13 protein-coding genes are annotated in these 18,011 nt (G+C 56.6%); 11 read left to right on the top strand and 2 right to left on the bottom strand.

The features are described from left to right. The first annotated feature begins 61 nt into the window (after positions 1 to 61). The 9 genes from mrcB (at position 62) to fhuB (ending at position 13,912) form a co-directional block, all read left to right on the top strand. Positions 62 to 2,587, top strand: a complete 2,526-nt coding sequence (gene mrcB, locus N037_RS17545; protein ID WP_032642504.1) for a bifunctional glycosyl transferase/transpeptidase — start codon at positions 62 to 64, stop codon at positions 2,585 to 2,587. Between the two features lie 345 nt (positions 2,588 to 2,932). Beyond that, positions 2,933 to 3,505 carry a fimbrial protein gene (locus N037_RS17540; protein WP_023334556.1) on the top strand — a complete coding sequence of 191 codons (573 nt, stop codon included), beginning with the start codon at positions 2,933 to 2,935 and terminating at the stop codon, positions 3,503 to 3,505. A gap of 42 nt (positions 3,506 to 3,547) precedes the next feature. Beyond that, the gene (locus N037_RS17535) at positions 3,548 to 4,261 is read left to right on the top strand and encodes a fimbrial biogenesis chaperone (protein WP_032642502.1); all 714 of its coding nucleotides are present in this window, start codon (positions 3,548 to 3,550) and stop codon (positions 4,259 to 4,261) included. Between the two features lie 20 nt (positions 4,262 to 4,281). After that, positions 4,282 to 6,759 carry a fimbria/pilus outer membrane usher protein gene (locus N037_RS17530; protein ID WP_032642500.1) on the top strand — a complete coding sequence of 826 codons (2,478 nt, stop codon included), beginning with the start codon at positions 4,282 to 4,284 and terminating at the stop codon, positions 6,757 to 6,759. 13 nt (positions 6,760 to 6,772) lie between these two features. Continuing rightward, entirely contained in the window at positions 6,773 to 7,780 is a 1,008-nt protein-coding gene (locus tag N037_RS17525) for a fimbrial protein (protein WP_082440902.1), read from the top strand. Positions 7,781 to 7,984: 204 nt separating this feature from the next. Continuing rightward, a complete protein-coding gene (fhuA, locus tag N037_RS17520) occupies positions 7,985 to 10,195 on the top strand; it encodes a ferrichrome porin FhuA (RefSeq protein ID WP_032642498.1) in 2,211 nt (736 codons plus the stop codon). Between the two features lie 50 nt (positions 10,196 to 10,245). Continuing rightward, positions 10,246 to 11,043 (top strand): Fe3+-hydroxamate ABC transporter ATP-binding protein FhuC, encoded by a 798-nt coding sequence (fhuC, locus tag N037_RS17515; RefSeq protein WP_023334561.1) that lies wholly within the window; start codon positions 10,246 to 10,248, stop codon positions 11,041 to 11,043. Next, a complete protein-coding gene (gene fhuD, locus N037_RS17510; protein ID WP_032642496.1) occupies positions 11,043 to 11,933 on the top strand; it encodes a Fe(3+)-hydroxamate ABC transporter substrate-binding protein FhuD in 891 nt (296 codons plus the stop codon). The genes fhuC and fhuD overlap by 1 nt, the downstream gene beginning before the upstream one ends. Then, positions 11,930 to 13,912 (top strand): Fe(3+)-hydroxamate ABC transporter permease FhuB, encoded by a 1,983-nt coding sequence (gene fhuB, locus N037_RS17505; protein ID WP_032642493.1) that lies wholly within the window; start codon positions 11,930 to 11,932, stop codon positions 13,910 to 13,912. The genes fhuD and fhuB overlap by 4 nt, the downstream gene beginning before the upstream one ends. A gap of 96 nt (positions 13,913 to 14,008) precedes the next feature. Here fhuB and hemL read toward each other — a convergent pair whose 3' ends face one another. Next, positions 14,009 to 15,289 carry a glutamate-1-semialdehyde 2,1-aminomutase gene (hemL, locus tag N037_RS17500; protein ID WP_032642491.1) on the bottom strand — a complete coding sequence of 427 codons (1,281 nt, stop codon included), beginning with the start codon at positions 15,287 to 15,289 and terminating at the stop codon, positions 14,009 to 14,011. 176 nt (positions 15,290 to 15,465) lie between these two features. On the opposite strand from hemL, the gene clcA reads away from it, so the two are divergent. Together clcA and erpA are read left to right on the top strand one after the other, a co-directional pair. Beyond that, complete coding sequence (clcA, locus tag N037_RS17495; RefSeq protein WP_023334565.1) at positions 15,466 to 16,866, top strand: H(+)/Cl(-) exchange transporter ClcA; 1,401 nt, start codon at positions 15,466 to 15,468, stop codon at positions 16,864 to 16,866. Positions 16,867 to 16,945: 79 nt separating this feature from the next. After that, positions 16,946 to 17,293 (top strand): iron-sulfur cluster insertion protein ErpA, encoded by a 348-nt coding sequence (gene erpA, locus N037_RS17490; protein ID WP_023310446.1) that lies wholly within the window; start codon positions 16,946 to 16,948, stop codon positions 17,291 to 17,293. Positions 17,294 to 17,364: 71 nt separating this feature from the next. Here the strand turns inward: erpA and N037_RS17485 are convergent, their stop codons facing one another. Next, positions 17,365 to 17,988 carry a TRIC cation channel family protein gene (locus N037_RS17485; RefSeq protein WP_023334566.1) on the bottom strand — a complete coding sequence of 208 codons (624 nt, stop codon included), beginning with the start codon at positions 17,986 to 17,988 and terminating at the stop codon, positions 17,365 to 17,367. Positions 17,989 to 18,011: the final 23 nt, after the last annotated feature.

The following is an 18,011-nucleotide window of genomic DNA, read 5'->3' as shown; positions in this document are numbered from 1 at the left end:
CACAGGCCTGTGAAAGAAAAGAAAATCTGGCCTTTGCGCCTGAAAGTTGCGGAGAAAAAGCATGGCGGGGAATGACCGCGAGCCAATAGGACGTAAGGGAAAACCCACGCGTCCGGCGAAAGAAAAGGTAAGCCGTCGTCGCCTCAGAGATGAGGACTATGACGATGACTATGAAGACGATTATGAGGATGAAGAACCGATGCCGCGTAATGGAAAAGGCAAAGGGCGTAAGCCTCGGGGCAAGCGCGGCTGGTTCTGGCTGCTGCTGAAGCTGTTTATTGTTTTTGTTGTGCTGATGGCGATTTACGGCGTGTATCTGGATCAGAAGATCCGCAGCCGTATCGACGGTAAAGTCTGGCAGCTACCTGCGGCAGTGTATGGCCGTATGGTGAACCTTGAGCCAGATATGTCCATCACGAAGAACGAGATGGTTAAACTGCTGGAAGCCACCCAGTATCGTCAGGTGTCAAAAATGACGCGTCCTGGCGAATTTACCGTGCAGTCCAACAGCATTGAGATGATCCGTCGTCCGTTTGATTTCCCGGACAGCAAAGAGGGGCAGGTGCGCGCGCGTCTGACCTTTGACGGCGATCGTCTGGACACCATCGAGAACATGGATAACAACCGTCAGTTCGGTTTCTTCCGTCTCGATCCGCGTCTGATCACCATGCTTTCGTCGGCTAACGGCGAGCAGCGCCTGTTCGTGGCGCGTAACGGCTTCCCGGATCTGCTGGTAGATACCCTGCTGGCAACCGAAGACCGTCACTTCTACGAGCACGATGGCATCAGCCTCTACTCGATTGGCCGTGCGGTACTGGCTAACCTGACGGCCGGTCGCACCGTGCAGGGAGCGAGTACGCTGACCCAGCAGCTGGTGAAAAACCTGTTCCTCTCCAGCGAACGCTCTTACTGGCGTAAAGCGAACGAAGCCTACATGGCCGTGCTGATGGATGCGCGCTACAGCAAGGATCGTATCCTTGAGCTCTACATGAACGAGGTGTACCTCGGTCAGAGCGGCGATAACGAAATCCGCGGCTTCCCGCTGGCGAGCCTGTACTACTTTGGCCGTCCGGTGGAAGAGCTGAGCCTTGACCAGCAGGCGCTGCTGGTGGGCATGGTGAAAGGGGCGTCCATCTATAACCCGTGGCGTAACCCGAAACTGGCGCTGGAGCGTCGTAACCTGGTGCTGCGTCTGCTGCAACAACAGCAGGTGATCGACCAGGAACTGTACGACATGCTGAGCGCGCGTCCACTCGGCGTTCAGCCGCGCGGCGGCGTGATCTCCCCGCAGCCTGCGTTTATGCAGATGGTGCGTCAGGAGCTACAAAGCAAGCTCGGCGATAAGGTGAAAGATCTCTCCGGCGTGAAGATCTTTACCACCTTTGACTCCGTGGCGCAGGATGCAGCAGAAAAAGCGGCGGTGGAAGGCATTCCGGCGCTGAAGAAACAGCGTAAGCTCTCCGATCTTGAAACCGCGATGGTGGTGGTTGACCGTAACTCCGGCGAGGTTCGCGCCATGGTGGGCGGTGCCGAGCCGCAGTATGCAGGCTACAACCGCGCCATGCAGGCGCGTCGCTCAATCGGCTCTCTGGCAAAACCGGCAACCTACCTCACTGCCCTGAGTCAGCCAAATCAGTATCGCCTGAATACCTGGATTGCGGATGCGCCGATCTCCCTGCGCCAGCCTAACGGCCAGGTCTGGTCGCCGCAGAACGATGATAAACAGTTCAGCGGCCAGGTGATGCTGGTGGACGCGTTAACGCGTTCCATGAACGTGCCAACGGTGAACCTGGGCATGTCGCTGGGACTGCCGGCGATTGTCGATACCTGGCAAAAACTGGGCGTGTCGAAAGATCAGCTGCACCCGGTGCCGGCGATGATCCTCGGGGCGCTTAACCTGACGCCAATCGAAGTGGCGCAGGCGTTCCAGACCATTGCCAGCGGGGGCAACCGCGCACCGCTGTCTGCCCTGCGCTCGGTGATTGCCGAAGATGGCTCCGTGCTGTATCAGAGCTTCCCGCAGGCGGAGCGTGCCGTTCCAGCTCAGGCCGCCTATATGACGCTGTGGACGATGCAGCAGGTTGTTCAGCGCGGTACCGGGCGCCAGCTGGGTGCGAAGTATCCGGGTCTGCATCTGGCGGGTAAAACTGGTACCACCAACAACAACGTCGATACCTGGTTTGCCGGTATTGATGGCCGTGAAGTGGTGATCACCTGGGTAGGCCGCGATAACAACCAGCCGACCAAGCTGTACGGGGCGAGCGGGGCGATGTCGATTTACCAGCGCTATCTGGCCAATCAGTCCCCGGTGCCGCTGAACCTGGTCGCGCCGGAAGATATCGTCGATATGGGCGTGGACAGTTCCGGTAACTTTGTCTGCGGCGGCGGGATGCGTACCCTGCCGGTCTGGACGGCCAATCCGGACTCGCTGTGCCAGCAAAGCCAGCCTGAACAGCCGACGGGCAATCCGTTCGATCAGTCTTCTCAGCCGCAGCAGCAACAGCAACAGCAGCCGCAGCAGCAGAATGAGAAGAAAGACAGCGATGGCGTAGCCGGCTGGATTAAGGACATGTTTGGCGGAAACTGATTAGTTTCCTGAATAAAAAAGCCGCTTAGTAATAAGCGGCTTTTTTTTGTCTTTACATTTGTTCTTATTTTAATTTTAGTAAATGTCTAATTAAGAATTATTAATGCGTAAGTTTTATTAGTTTAATCAGTGTGTTGGTGCCACTTTAAACTCTTTTACTCGCCAGCCCGCTGGACACGATAAAGATTAATCTGATGTAATTAAGTTCGTGAATTTCACTTTCCTCATGGGATGTTCTTATTAATGGTCTCTCGGGTCTAAGTGATGTCTCGTTTTACAAAGCATTCTGGCGAAAAGTATTTTTTCCAGGAATGGATTCCATTATAAGCATATAAGGATGTTGTTATGAATAAGACATTTATTTCCTCTTTATTGGCCGGAAGCATTATGGCGGCTTTATCGCTGCCGGTCTTTGCGGCAAATGATTCAGGTACGGTAAATTTCGCCGGAAAAATTGTGGCGGATACATGCGAGATCAATGTTGATGGTACGGGGACCAATACATCCACCGTTACATTTGCAGATACTTACCCTTCAGATTTTGGCATCGACGGCCAGGTCGGGACGTCTAAAGCGTTTAAGATTGAAGTGAAAAAATGTGACCCGCTGGTCGCCAAACTGAACCTCAAGTTCAGCGGCACAACAACAGACGCTGCGTACAAGCGTTTGAAGAACGATCTCTCCGGTGCAGGCAACGCCACTAACGTTGGCATCATTGTCAGCAATGACAACGGCTCCAAAGGCGATGTGGTCTTCGACGGTTCAGTACCGGATGCGGGCACCGACGTGGCTAACGATGCGACCGGCGCAGCGGCATCTGTCTTTAACTACACCGCGAAAGTGATTCAGGTTGGTGATACCGCGCCAACCGCGGGTCATTACTCTTCCTCGGCCACATTTGAGGTTGTCTATCGCTAAGCAATTATTGGCAGCCTGAATGGCTGCCTTCTGGAAAGCTGTATGAAGACGTTATTTAAATTGTTATGTGGTTGTTTAATTGCTTCTTGCTGTTCAGTGCAGGCAAGCGTTGTTCTCGGTGGTACGCGAATTATTTATTCATCGAATAAATCTGAAGTACAAATCGCACTTAAAAATAAAGATCCTCATACGCGTTATCTGGTGCAAAGCTGGGTCAGTTATCCCAATGATGCAAAAGCCCCCTTTATTATTACGCCGCCTGTCTATAAGTTGCAGGAAAATCGTCAGACGCTGTTACACGTTATTTTTACCGGTGATAAAAACAGCCTGCCGGCAGATCGCGAATCACTGTTTCTGGCGAATGTGAAATCTGTCTCTGCTCTGTCTCCCGATCTGAAAGAGAAGAATACCCTGCAGTTCGCTATGAAAACGCGCCTGAAGCTTTTCTGGCGTCCCGCTCAGTTGAAGGAAGCTGATGCCCTGGGCGCCTATGAAAAAATCACGTTCCATCGTCAGGGTGACACGCTAATCGCAAACAACCCTACGCCTTTTTACGTCTCTTTTGGCGAACTGTCCGTTGGCGGAAAAAGTGTACCGGTGAAAGAGACCAAAACCACGCCGGGTGCCATTTCAATGATGGTTGCGCCGTTTAGCAAGCAGAGTTTCGCGCTACCAAAAGCGACAAATGGCGCGGTGACCTGGACGGCTATTAATGATTTCGGCGCCCAGACTCCTCAACGCAAGCAGGCTCTTTAAATCGATCATGTTGGTAAGTTATGTCGTCATCTTTACTTCACAAACAGGTACTGTCCGGGATCGCGCTGGCGCTGCTCGCCGCGATCCAGCCTGCAAATGCGGATGACGAATTCAACCTGCGGATCCTTGAACTGGATACCCCTCTCGAAAATACCTCCACGCTCAAAAACTTCATCAATGATAACGGGTTACTTGCGGGGAGCTACCCCACGACGATTATGTGGGATCGGGACGTGCTGGATATACGTACGCTCACCTATGTGCTTTCTGTCGATAAACAGCATCTGCTGCCGGAACTGACCAAAGCGGACCTGCGTGAATACGGCGTGAAAGTCGACACGATCCCGGATTTGAAAGAACTGGACGACCAGGCTTACGTTCGGGACATCTCTCATTTCATTGAAAATGCACGCTACGATTACGATCAGGATAACCAGACCCTGAAGCTGGTCATTCCGCAGATCTATCGCGATCGCGCCGCCGCCGGGGCGATTAACCCGAAATTCTGGGATGACGGTGCGCCTGCCGCCTGGACAAGCTATCAGCTCAGCGGTTCTCAGCAGCACTATAGCTCGGGCAATACCTCTTCAACCTGGCTCGGTCTGGAGTCGGGGATTAACCTTGGGGCGTGGCGACTGCGCAATAACAGCACCTGGAGCGACGCTTCCGGCTGGGAGGCTATCGCCAGCACGTTGCAGCGTGACATCAAAGCGTTGAAAAGCCAGCTTGAGATGGGGCAGACCTATACCAATGGCGAGCTTTTTGACAGCGTCCAGATGACCGGCGTTAAGCTGGAAACGGACACCGCTATGCTGCCCGTCAGCCAGCAAGGCTTTGCGCCTGTTGTGCGGGGTATTGCTAATAGCGACGCGAAAGTCACCATCAAGCAAAACGGCTACATCATCTATCAAACAAACGTCTCGCCGGGTCCTTTTGAGATCCGCGACTTGAGCCAGGTAACATCCGGCGCCGATCTGGAAGTGACCGTCGAAGAGGCGGATGGTAGCGAGCACAGCTTCATACAGGCCAGCGCGTCGGTGCCGGTATTACAGCGAGAAGGCGGTTTTAAGTACTCGCTGGCCGCAGGGCGCTATCGTGGTAACGAAGGTGAAGATGAACCTATCTTTGCGCAAGGCACGGCTATCTATGGTCTGCCTTACGGTGTTACCGCCTATACCGGCGCGCTGGGAGCATCACTGTATCATGCGCTGTTGCTGGGGCTGGGTGCCGACCTGGGGCACTTCGGCTCCGCATCCGTCGATCTAACGACCGCGCGTACCGCGTTCCACGATGGGCGTGACGATGCCAGCGGTTTATCGTGGCGGGCTCAGTACGCAAAAGATATTCCCGACACGGATACGACCGTCACGCTTGCCAGCTACCGCTACTCTACCTCGGGGTTTTATACCTTTCAGGAGGCTATCGATCGGCGTGACAGCGAGATCGATGACGGCATTTATACCTACCGCAGAACCAACAACCGCCGTAGCCGCATGCAGCTAAACCTTTCTCAGCGTATTTCAGACTGGGGCTCGGCGTATCTCAACGGCTATCAGCAGGATTACTGGGATATGGACGGCCATGAGCGTAGCGTCAGCGCCGGGCTGAGCTCCAGCTGGCGCGATATCACCTGGTCGATAAGCTACAACCTGACCCGCACGCCGGATGCCGATACCGACCGGCAAATGGCGTTGACGGTCAATATTCCGTTCTCAAAGTGGCTGCCTGATACCTGGGCAACCTACAGCGCGAATACCGCCAGCGGTGGGTTTGTCTCGCATCAGGCCGGGCTTGGCGGCACCGCGCTGGAGGACAACAAGCTGAGCTACAACCTCCAGCAGAGCTATGCCAATCAGAACACTGGTTACGGCGGCAGCCTGTCCGGGCGTTACCGTGGTGCTTCCGGTGAGGTCGGGATGGGGTACAGCTACGGTGGCGATAACCGACAGTGGAACTACAGCGCGCAGGGCTCGGTTGTTGCCCATGAGCATGGCGTGACGCTGGGGCAACCGGTGCGTGACGCCTTCGCCATTGTGCACATCAATAAGGGCGATAACGTCAAAGTACAAAACGGGAGAGGTATTTATACCGACCTATTTGGCAATGCGATTGTCCCCTCTCTGACGGCCTATCGACACAACGCCATCACGGTGAATACTCAGGATCGGCAGGATATTGATATTGACGCGGCAACACAGGATCGCGTGCCGACGAAAGGGGCAGCCATAAAGGTCTCGTTCGATGCACGCGTTGGACGGCGCGCGCTGGTGACCCTGCTCTTTGCGGGCAAGCCTGTTCCGTTTGGCGCAGTGGTTGCGCTGGATACCACCACTGCCATTGTCGGAGATGGCGGAGAAGCCTATCTGACGGGGCTTCATGACAAAACGACGTTCAGCGTGCAGTGGGGAGAAGAGGCTGAACAACAGTGTCAGGGGGAAATCGACATGCCCGACGACGGCGTGACTGACATGGTTAAGGCAACGGTAACGTGCAGGTGAATAAGGAAACCCGATGAGCCAACGTATGACGATACACTCCTTGTGCGCAGGGGTTGCACTGCTGATCGCCACCGTTTTTCTGCATCCGGCGTATGCTAACTGCACCTTCACAGGAGAGGGGGGAAAGGACGGGGTGGTTACGTTCCAAATCCCGCCCGCGATCGTTCTCGATCCCGATACGCCGGTGGGGACGGTGATTTATGACAACAATGTGGAAAGCGGCGAAGTCAGAGTAGATTGCGGCGGCGCTGACGCCCAGATTCGACGAGGGTATTTGACGCTAACGGAGGGGGATGCTCGCGAAGATGTGTTGCCGGGAGTGTATAAAACGAACGTGCCGGGGATTGGGATCCGCGCGGCCTCTTCTTCCGAGCAATCCCCTGATTATACTGAAGAAAACCTGACTCGCCCGTGGCATAGCGTTGGATCGATTCACGGCTATTCTCATTCCACATCCGTTTTTCGTGCCGCTGCGCAGCTCATCGTCATAGGCGATGTCCAGGAGGGGTATCTCGATACCTCGCGGTTAACCGCTCAGGATACGTTAGGGGGAGTCGTGATCGGTGAAATGCGTTTTTCGCCCACCAGCGTTCATATCACCACCAACACCTGTAATCTGGTCGACCGTAACATCTATGTGCCCCTAAAAATGGTTAATGTGCAGGATTTCAACGGACAATACTCAGACATTCTCACCGACGGCAGTTTTAAGATTGAAATCACCGACTGCGCGGCGGGGACAAAGGTCGATTATCAGTTCACCAGCGCGGGTTCGACGGGGGTGACGAACGGTAATATCCTCGGCATTGCCGCAGGAGATGCCGCCGCTGCGGGTGTCGGCATCCAAATTCTCGACAAGAACGATACGGTGCTGCAGTTTGACCAGAACTACACGGCGATAGCCAGCACGCAGGACAAAGTCCCCGTCGAAATTCCCCTCAAGGCGCGCTACGTCAAAACGGGGGAGGTTAAAGCGGGCAAAGTCGATTCCGTCGCCACGTTCGAAGTGTTTTACCGTTAATCCCCTCTGCCCGTTTCGGCGGGCTTTAGCGATCATTTCGCTAACCTCATTAACCCTCTCTTTTCATCTGGTTAATTCTTAAACCCTTAAATCTTGTAGGGCCGCTTACTGCTTGCTATGCAACCAGCGTTTCGCATATTATTCTGGCGCTCATAATAATAATTCTCGTTTACGTTATCATTCACTTTTCCATCAGAGAACAACATGGCGCTTTCCAATACTGCTCAGCCAATTAACACGTCGCTGCGTAAAATCGCGGTTGTCGTAGCCACAGCGGTTGCTGGCATGTCTACTTACGCACAGGCTGCCGAAACCCCGAAAAAAGAAGAAACTATCACCGTTACTGCCGCACCTGCTGCGCAAGAAAGTGCCTGGGGACCAGCGCCGACAATTGCAGCAAAACGGACCGCGACAGCGACCAAAACCGATACTCCCATTGAGAAAACCCCGCAGTCCATTTCCGTGGTAACACGTGAAGAAATGGACATGAAACAGCCGGGTACGGTTAAACAGGCTCTGGCCTATACGCCGAGCGTATTTTCAACGCGCGGCGCATCAACGACCTATGATGTAGTTTCTATTCGTGGCTTCACCACCTCCAGCACCGTAAACACCAACCAGTATCTGGATGGCATGAAGCTGCAGGGTGATAACTATTCTGAAGCCTCTATGGATCCCTATTTCCTTGAGCGCGTTGAACTGCTGCGTGGCCCAACGTCCGTGCTGTATGGTAAAAGCCATCCGGGCGGAGTGGTGAGTATGGTGAGCAAGCGCCCAACCACGGAGCCGTTGAAAGAAGTCCAGTTCAAAATGGGAACGGATAACCTGTGGCAAACCGGGTTTGACTTCAGCGATGCGATTGACGATGACGGCGTATGGGCATATCGCCTCACCGGTCTGGGGCGCAGCGAAAATGCGCAGCAGGAAATGGTGAAGTCTACCCGCTACGCGATTGCGCCTTCCTTCAGCTGGCGTCCTGATGATAAAACCGATTTTACTTTCCTGAGCAACTTCCAGAGCGATCCGGATGCAGGCTATTACGGCTGGCTGCCGCGGGAAGGCACCGTTGTGCCTTACTACGACGTAAACGGCAAAGCGCATAAACTGCCGACAGACTTCAATGAAGGCGAGGAAGATAATAAGATCTCCCGTCGTCAGAAGATGGTGGGATATAGCTTTTCGCATCAATTCGATGACACCTTCACCGTGCGTCAAAATCTGCGCTACAGCAAAATCAATACCCTTTACCGCTCAGTCTACGGCAATGGCTATATCGCTCCGGGACAGATCAGCCGCGCCTATGTCCGTTCTGATGAAAATCTGAATTCTTTCACCGTTGATACGCAGCTTCAGTCCAAATTTGCGACCGGTGCAGTTGATCATACTCTGTTGACGGGTGTCGATTACCTCCGCATGCGTAATGACATTAATGCTGACTATGGCACAGCCGATCCTATCAGCATGACGAAGCCTGAGTACGGTAATCCGAACGTCGATGTTTACTACCTGTATCAGATGCTTAACCGTCAGGAGCAAACGGGCCTGTACGCTCAGGATCAGGCCGAGTGGGATAAGTGGGTGCTCACGATGGGGGGACGCTATGATTTTGCAAAAACGTCAGCTCTGAACCGCGCTAGCGGAACCACCGCGGAAATTAACGACCAGGCATTCACCTGGCGCGGGGGCATTAACTACCTGTTCGACAACGGTATCACGCCGTACTTTAGCTACAGCGAATCTTACGAACCGGTTTCCGGAACGACCCAGAGCGGTAAGCCGTTCGATCCGGCTCGCGGCAAGCAGTACGAGGCGGGCGTGAAGTATGTCCCGAAAGATCTGCCTGTTGTTGTCACTGCCGCGGTGTACCAGCTGACCAAAAATAACAATCTGACCGCCGATCCTGCGAACCCGACCAGCGGCTTTAGCGTACAGGGTGGAGAAATCCGTTCCCGTGGCTTCGAACTTGAAGCAAAAGCGGCCGTGTCTGCCAACGTGAACGTGACGGCATCCTACAGCTACACCGATGCGGAATATACGCACGATACCTGGTATGAAGGCCGTCGCCCGGCAGAAGTACCTCGCAACATGGCCTCTCTGTGGGCAGATTACACCTTCCACGAAACGGCGCTAAGCGGGCTGACTGTCGGCGCGGGTACCCGTTATATCGGCAATACCGTGTCCTACTACTCCGCCGCGTCGCCGAAAGCCTACGAGTCGTTTAATGTGGCGGGTTACGCGCTGGCAGATGCGACGGTTAAATACGATCTGGCGCGCTTCGGAATGCCAGGCTCTTCAGTCGGCGTCAACGTGAACAACATCTTTGACCGCGAGTACGTTTCCAGCTGCTATAGCGAATATGCATGCTACTGGGGAGCTGGACGTCAGGTTGTTGCCACCGCGACCTTCCGCTTCTAATCTCTCTTCGGGCACGGTTCGCCGTGCCCTTTTTATTTAAGTTGGCTGATATGCAGGATACTCAAACGCAACCCGACACCACCTTTACGCTCAATCATCTCTCCTTTCGCGTACCCGGGCGCACTCTGCTGCATCCGCTCTCATTGACGTTCCCCGCCGGTAAAGTGACGGGCCTGATTGGTCACAACGGTTCCGGTAAATCCACGCTGCTCAAGATGCTGGGGCGCCATCAGCCGCCTTCAGAAGGCGATATTCTGCTGGATGACCAACCGCTGGAGAGCTGGAGCAGCAAAGCCTTTGCCCGCAAAGTGGCCTATCTGCCGCAGCAACTGCCGCAGGCGGAAGGGATGACGGTGCGTGAGCTGGTGGCGATTGGGCGTTATCCGTGGCACGGGGCGCTTGGGCGCTTCGGCGTCGCCGACAGAGAGAAGGTGGAAGAGGCGATTGCGCTGGTCGGGCTAAAACCGCTGGCGCACCGTCTGGTGGATAGCCTGTCCGGCGGCGAACGTCAGCGCGCGTGGATTGCGATGCTGGTGGCGCAGGACAGCCGCTGTCTGCTTCTGGATGAACCGACCTCTGCGCTGGATATCGCGCATCAGGTCGACGTCCTGGCGCTGGTGCATCGCTTGAGCCAGCAGCGTGGTCTGACGGTCATTGCGGTCCTGCACGATATCAACATGGCCGCGCGTTACTGTGACTACCTCGTCGCGCTGCGCGGGGGCGAGATGATTGCCCAGGGCACACCGGCAGAGCTGATGCGCAGCGAAACGCTGGAACATATTTACGGTATTCCGATGGGTATTCTGCCTCACCCTGCCGGGGCTGCACCGGTGAGCTTTGTCTACTGATGCTGGATAACACACGCATTAGCCGCCGTCGCCTGCTGACGGCGATGGCGCTCTCACCGCTGCTGTTCAAAATGAATACGGCGCGTGCCGCCGCCGTCGATCCGCACCGTATTGTGGCCCTAGAGTGGCTGCCGGTCGAGCTGATGATGGCGCTCGGCGTCACGCCCTACGGCGTGGCGGACATCCCTAACTATAACCTCTGGGTAAACGAGCCGAAGCTGCCGGACTCGGTGATCGACATCGGTCTGCGTACGGAGCCAAACCTTGAGCTGCTGACCCAGATGAAACCGTCATTCCTGTTCTGGTCAGCGGGCTACGGTCCGTCAGAGGAGATCATGGCGCGCATTGCACCAGGACGTGGATTCGCCTTCAGCGACGGTAAACAACCGCTGGCGATGGCGAAAAACTCGATTAACGAGATGGCGCATTTCCTCAACCGCGAGGTCGAGGCCAAAAAACATCTCGACGAATTTGATGCCCTGATTGACGCTCTGAAGCCGCGGTTTGCTCACCGGGGCGATCGTCCGCTGCTGATGGTGACGCTGCTGGATGCCCGCCATATGCTGGTTTTCGGTAAAAACTGCCTGTTCCAGGAAGTGCTGGACAGCTTCGGCATTCGCAATGCCTGGGAAGGGGAAATGTCGTTCTGGGGCAGTACCGCCGTGGGTATCGATCGTCTGGCGGCGTTTCGCGATGTCGATGTGCTGTGTTTCGACCACGGCAACGAACGCGCCATGCAAACCCTGATGGTGACGCCGCTCTGGCAGGCGATGCCGTTTGTGCGTGAGCAACGCTTCCAGCGCGCCCCGGCGGTCTGGTTCTACGGTGCGACGCTGTCGGCCATGCATTTTGCCCGCGTGCTGGATAACGCCCTGGGAGGTAAAGCATGAGTACGCGTATCGCCCGCTTCCCGGCGCTGCTGTTATCCCTGCTTTTTCTGGTTGCGCTGGTATTAACCGGGTTCAACCTCTCGACGGCATTACCCCGCGCGCAGTGGGGGACCGCTCTGGCCTCGCCGGATATCGACAATATTCAGCAGATGCTGTTCCACTACAGCCTGCTGCCGCGTCTGGCAGTTTCCCTTTTAGTCGGCGCCGGTTTAGGGCTGGTGGGCGTGCTGTTCCAGCAGGTTTTGCGTAACCCGCTGGCAGAGCCAACCACGCTCGGCGTCGCGACCGGCGCACAGCTTGGGATCACCGTCACCACGCTGTGGGCGCTGCCGGGAGCGTTAACCTCGCAGTTTGCGGCTCTTGCGGGGGCGTGCGTGGTGGGCGCGCTGGTCTTTGGCGTGGCCTGGGGCAAGCGCCTTTCTCCGGTAACGCTTATTCTGGCCGGGCTGGTGGTGAGCCTCTACTGTGGCGCGATTAACCAGCTGCTGGTGCTGTTCCACCACGATCAGCTGCAAAGCATGTTCCTGTGGAGTACCGGCACGCTCACCCAGACCGACTGGAGCATTGTGCAACGCCTTTGGCCGCAGCTGGCTGGCGGCGTTGTGCTGACGCTGCTGCTCTTGCGGCCTCTGACGCTCATGGGGCTGGATGATGGCGTGGCCCGTAACCTGGGGCTGGCGCTGTCGCTGGCTCGCCTGGCGGCGCTGACGCTGGCGATTGTATTAAGTGCCCTGCTGGTGAACGCGGTCGGCATCATCGGGTTTATCGGCCTGTTTGCGCCGCTGCTGGCAAAAATGCTCGGGGCGCGTCGTTTACTGACGCGTCTGATGCTGGCGCCGCTGATTGGGGCGCTGATCCTCTGGCTTTCCGATCAGCTTATTCTCTGGCTGGCGCAGGTCTGGAGGGAAGTCTCCACCGGCTCTGTGACCGCGCTTATCGGAGCACCGCTGCTGCTGTGGCTGCTCCCGCGCCTGCGCAGCATGAGCGCACCGGCGATGGACGCGGGCGATAAAGTCTACGCTGAACGTCGGTCGGTGCTGTGGTGTAGCCTTGCCGGTCTGGCGGTGCTGATGATTGCCTCGTTCGCGGCGCTCTCATTCGGACGCGATGCCTCGGGCTGGCACTGGGCAACGGGTGATTTACTCAACGAACTGCTGCAGTGGCGCTGGCCGCGTATCTTTGCTGCGCTAATCGCAGGGGTAATGCTGGCGGTGGCCGGGTGCATTATTCAGCGTCTGACCGGCAACCCGATGGCAAGCCCGGAAGTGCTTGGGATCAGCTCTGGCGCCGCCTTTGGCGTGGTGCTGATGCTGTTCTTCGTGCCGGGCAATGCGTTTGGCTGGCTGATGCCTGCCGGCAGTATTGGCGCGGCAGTCACGCTGATGATTATTCTGATAGCCGCCGGTCGCGGCGGGTTTTCACCCCACCGCATGCTGCTGGCCGGCATGGCGCTCAGTACCGCGTTCACGATGCTGCTGATGATGCTGCAGGCCAGCGGCGATCCGCGTATGGCGAAGATCCTGACCTGGATTTCCGGCTCAACGTACGGCGCCACAGGCAGCCAGGTGGTCTGGTCCGGGCTCGTGATGATCGTGCTGCTGGCGATGGTGCCGCTGTGCCGTCGCTGGATGACCATTCTGCCGCTTGGCGGTGAAACCGCGCGTGCGGTAGGAATGGCGCTGACGCCAGCGCGCGTAGCCTTGCTGCTGCTGGCGGCGTGCCTGACGGCTGTGGCAACCCTGACGATTGGACCGCTGAGTTTTGTCGGATTAATGGCCCCGCACATTGCCAGAATGATGGGATTTCGCCGGACGATGCCGCATATTTTGATGTCGGCTCTGACGGGCGGGGTGATGCTGGTGTTCGCGGACTGGTGCGGAAGAATGGTGCTGTTCCCGTATCAGATCCCGGCGGGTCTGCTGTCGACCTTTATCGGTGCGCCGTACTTTATTTATCTGTTGAGAAAGCAGAGCCGGTAGTCAGGTGCGGGCTGATGCCCTCACCCCGGCCCTCTCCCACGGGGAGAGGGAGAGCATCGTAGGCCGGGTAAGCGTTAGCGCCACCCGGCAATGCCCTTACAGCTTCGCAAACACCTTACGCGCCGCGTCGATGGTGTTATTGATATCTTCTTCGCTGTGCGCCACGGACATAAAGCCCGCTTCGAACGCGGACGGCGCGAGGTATACACCTTCGTCCAGCATCAGGTGGAAGAAGCGTTTGAAGCGTTCAACGTCGCACTTCACCACGTCCTGATAGCTGGTCACGGTTTTCGCATCGGTGAAGAAAATCCCGAACATGCCGCCCACGTGGTTGACCACCAGAGGGATACCGGCCTCTTCTGCGGCCTCCAGCAGACCGTTTGCCAGCTGCGAGGTCAGGTCGGTCAGGGTTTCGTGAATGCCAGGCTGTGCCACTTCGGTCAGGCAGGCAAAGCCCGCCGCCATGGCAATAGGGTTACCGGAGAGCGTGCCCGCCTGGTAAACCGGACCGGTTGGTGCCAGGGCTTCCATCACGTCCTTACGCCCGCCGAATGCGCCGACCGGCATGCCGCCGCCGATGATTTTGCCGAGGCAGGTCAGGTCCGGTTCAACGTCGTAGTAAGACTGGGCACCCGCCAGCGCTACGCGGAAGCCGGTCATGACTTCATCAATGATTAACAGTGCGCCGAACTCGTCACACAGGGCACGCAGGCCCGGCAGGAACTCAGGCTGCGGTGGGATGCAGTTCATGTTGCCCGCCACCGGCTCAACGATGATGCAGGCGATCTCCTGCGGATACTGCTCGAACGCCGCGCGAACGGTAGCAAGATCGTTGTAGGTGCAGGTCAGGGTGTGCTTCGCGAAATCTGCCGGTACGCCAGGCGAGTTAGGCTGGCCGAGCGTCAGCGCGCCGGAACCGGCTTTCACCAGCAGGCAGTCCGCATGACCGTGGTAACAGCCTTCGAATTTGATGATTTTATCGCGACCCGTAAAACCGCGCGCCAGGCGGATAGCGCTCATGGTGGCTTCGGTGCCGGAGTTCACCATGCGTACCATGTCCATGGTGGGCACCAGTTCGGTCACCAGCTCCGCCATTTTCACTTCCATTTCGGTTGGCGCGCCGAAGCTCAGGCCGCGCTGGGCGGCTTCGATTACCGCGTTACGAATCGCCGGGTGGTTGTGCCCCAGCACCATCGGACCCCAGGAACCCACATAATCGATATAGGCTTTGCCATCGACATCATACAGATACGCGCCGTCAGCACGTTCGATAAACAGCGGCGTACCGCCCACGCCGGTGAAGGCGCGCACAGGTGAGTTCACGCCACCCGGAATAAGCTCGCGGGCTGCACTGTAGAGGTTTTCAGACTTGCTCATGGCGTCGTTCCTGGTTCGTATAAAATGATTAAGCCCACTATTCTAAGTGATTCGGGGAAGGTTATGAAATTTTTAGCCGGGTAATGCTTTAAGATTTGTAAAGTAATTTTCAGGAGACGGTAGGGCAGTCTCTGGTAAAATCCTTGCGGTTTTTGTATGACGAATAAGAACAGAACATGAAATCAGATTCTCCGTCTTTTGAAGAACAACAGTTTACGCGCGCCCAGCACCGAATCAGTATCCGGCGGCTGCTCAATCGCGATAAAACGCCGCTGGCGATCCTGCTGGCCGCTGCCGTGGTGGGGACTCTCGCGGGTCTGGTTGGCGTGGCGTTTGAAAAAGCGGTTAATGCCGTACTCAACTGGCGAGTGGGCACCGTGGCCGGTTTCGCCGATAGCGAATGGCTGGTTTGGGTTTGGGCATTCGGGCTGTCTGCGCTGTTTGCGATGGTGGGGTATTTTCTGGTGCGTAAATTCGCGCCGGAGGCGGGGGGCTCGGGCATCCCGGAAATTGAAGGTGCGCTGGAGGAGCTGCGTCCGGTGCGCTGGTGGCGGGTGATTCCGGTTAAATTTATCGGCGGCATGGGTACCCTGGGCGCGGGCATGGTGCTTGGCCGGGAAGGGCCTACGGTACAGCTGGGGGGAAACGTCGGCCGCATGGTGGGCGATCTGTTTCGGATGCGAAGCGCCGAAGCACGCCATACGCTGCTGGCAACCGGCGCGGCGGCGGGGCTTTCCGCCGCATTTAACGCGCCGCTGGCGGGCATTTTGTTCATAATCGAAGAGATGCGCGCGCAGTTTCGCTACAACCTGATCTCGATTAAAGCGGTGTTTACCGGCGTTATTATGTCGAGCATCGTGTTTCGCCTCTTTAATGGCGAGGGCGCGGTCATAGAGGTGGGTAAACTGACCAACGCGCCGGTCAACACCCTGTGGCTTTACCTGATCCTCGGGATGATTTTTGGCGTGGTGGGGCCGCTGTTTAACACCTTTATCCTGCGAACTCAGGATATGTTCCAGCGCATTCACGGCGGGAACACCACGAAATGGGTGCTGATGGGGGGGCTGCTGGGCGGCATGTGTGGCGTACTCGGGTTTATTGAGCCGAATGCCGCAGGTGGCGGGTTCGGGCTGATTCCCATAGCGGCGGCGGGGAATTTCAGCGTGGGTCTGCTGCTGTTTATGTTTATTTCTAGAGTCATCACGACGGTGCTGTGCTTCTCGTCCGGCGCACCCGGCGGGATTTTCGCCCCAATGCTGGCGCTGGGGACATTGCTGGGCACCGCGTTTGGTATGGCGGCTGAAGTGGGGTTTCCCGCCTATCATCTTGACGCCGGGACCTTTGCCGTCGCCGGAATGGGGGCGCTGCTGGCCGCGTCACTGCGTGCGCCGTTGACCGGGATCGTGCTGGTGCTGGAGATGACGGACAATTACCAGCTCATTTTGCCAATGATCATTACCTGTCTCGGGGCGACACTATTAGCCCAGTTCTTGGGTGGAAAACCGCTATACTCCACCATCCTTGCGCGTACCCTGGCAAAACAAGAGGCGGAGCGGGCCGCCGCGCAGAATACTTGAATGAATTACCAGGGTATTAGATAATGACACAAAGAATTGGGTGAATTTTACCCAATGGCAGTATTCATGGGAGCATAAGATGAGTGATGACGTAGTAGCTGTACCGCTCGAATTTACCGAAGCAGCAGCCAACAAAGTGAAAGTCCTGATTGCCGACGAAGACAATCCGGATCTGAAACTGCGTGTCTATATTACCGGTGGCGGCTGCAGCGGCTTCCAGTATGGTTTTACCTTTGACGATCAGGTTAACGATGGCGATATGACTATCGAGAAACAGGGCGTCGCGCTGGTGGTTGACCCGATGAGCCTGCAGTATCTGGTGGGTGGTTCGGTTGATTACACCGAAGGTCTGGAAGGTTCGCGCTTTGTGGTCACCAACCCAAATGCGACAAGCACCTGCGGGTGTGGTTCGTCGTTCAGTATTTAAGAGGGTGCGGGCTGATGCCCTCACCCCGGCAAAACGCTAAAAACGGTAACCTGATGGTTACCGTTTTGCATTTACCTGCCATTCTCATCCAGCGCAAACGTCGGCAGCTTCAGGTGCCAGCGTATCGCCGCTAAACGTATCACCAGCGTCACGACCATCCCCAGCATCGCGGCATTTTCCAGCGGTAGGGCAAAGGTGTAGTACGCGGTCGCGTGAACAATCCCGCCCACAATGCAGGCCGTTGCGTAAATTTCAGTACGCAGGATCATCGGCACTTCACGCGCCAGAATATCGCGAATGATCCCACCGCCTACGCCGGTTAATACGCCCATACAGATTGCCACCATCGGACCGGTACCCGCATTAAACGCCTTATTGACGCCAATACCGACAAACACGGCCAGACCGACGGCATCCAGTACCGGCAATATCCATTTGGGTAATCTGCGGGGCTGGCGAACCAGTACGATGGTCAACAGGCAGGTGACCATCGCCACCACCAGATCGGTAGGATCTTTGACCCAAAACACCGGGCCATTTGCCAGCGCCATATCACGGATAGTCCCGCCGCCGACGGCGGTCACGACGCCCAGTACCAGCACGCCAAACGGATCCATGCGCAGTTTTCCGGCGAGCAGGACGCCGGAGATAGCAAAAACGGCTGTGCCAAGAATATCCAGCCAATAAACGAGCATCGTTAAATCCTCGAAAAGGGTCT

Source organism: Enterobacter sp. EGD-HP1 (genome assembly GCF_000733275.2).
Taxonomy (GTDB): domain Bacteria; phylum Pseudomonadota; class Gammaproteobacteria; order Enterobacterales; family Enterobacteriaceae; genus Enterobacter.
The sequence above is the reverse complement of the archived record's forward strand: the minus strand, read 5'-3'. Positions and strand labels throughout refer to the sequence as shown.

Bases quoted from the DNA above. Each gene is read 5' to 3' on its own strand.
- mrcB (WP_032642504.1), top strand. From the start codon at position 62: ATGGCGGGGAATGACCGCGAGCCAATAGGACGTAAGGGAAAACCCACG.
- N037_RS17540 (WP_023334556.1), top strand. From the start codon at position 2,933: ATGAATAAGACATTTATTTCCTCTTTATTGGCCGGAAGCATTATGGCG.
- N037_RS17535 (WP_032642502.1), top strand. From the start codon at position 3,548: ATGAAGACGTTATTTAAATTGTTATGTGGTTGTTTAATTGCTTCTTGC.
- N037_RS17530 (WP_032642500.1), top strand. From the start codon at position 4,282: ATGTCGTCATCTTTACTTCACAAACAGGTACTGTCCGGGATCGCGCTG.
- N037_RS17525 (WP_082440902.1), top strand. From the start codon at position 6,773: ATGAGCCAACGTATGACGATACACTCCTTGTGCGCAGGGGTTGCACTG.
- fhuA (WP_032642498.1), top strand. From the start codon at position 7,985: ATGGCGCTTTCCAATACTGCTCAGCCAATTAACACGTCGCTGCGTAAA.
- fhuC (WP_023334561.1), top strand. From the start codon at position 10,246: ATGCAGGATACTCAAACGCAACCCGACACCACCTTTACGCTCAATCAT.
- fhuD (WP_032642496.1), top strand. From the start codon at position 11,043: ATGCTGGATAACACACGCATTAGCCGCCGTCGCCTGCTGACGGCGATG.
- fhuB (WP_032642493.1), top strand. From the start codon at position 11,930: ATGAGTACGCGTATCGCCCGCTTCCCGGCGCTGCTGTTATCCCTGCTT.
- hemL (WP_032642491.1), bottom strand. From the start codon at position 15,289: ATGAGCAAGTCTGAAAACCTCTACAGTGCAGCCCGCGAGCTTATTCCG.
- clcA (WP_023334565.1), top strand. From the start codon at position 15,466: ATGAAATCAGATTCTCCGTCTTTTGAAGAACAACAGTTTACGCGCGCC.
- erpA (WP_023310446.1), top strand. From the start codon at position 16,946: ATGAGTGATGACGTAGTAGCTGTACCGCTCGAATTTACCGAAGCAGCA.
- N037_RS17485 (WP_023334566.1), bottom strand. From the start codon at position 17,988: ATGCTCGTTTATTGGCTGGATATTCTTGGCACAGCCGTTTTTGCTATC.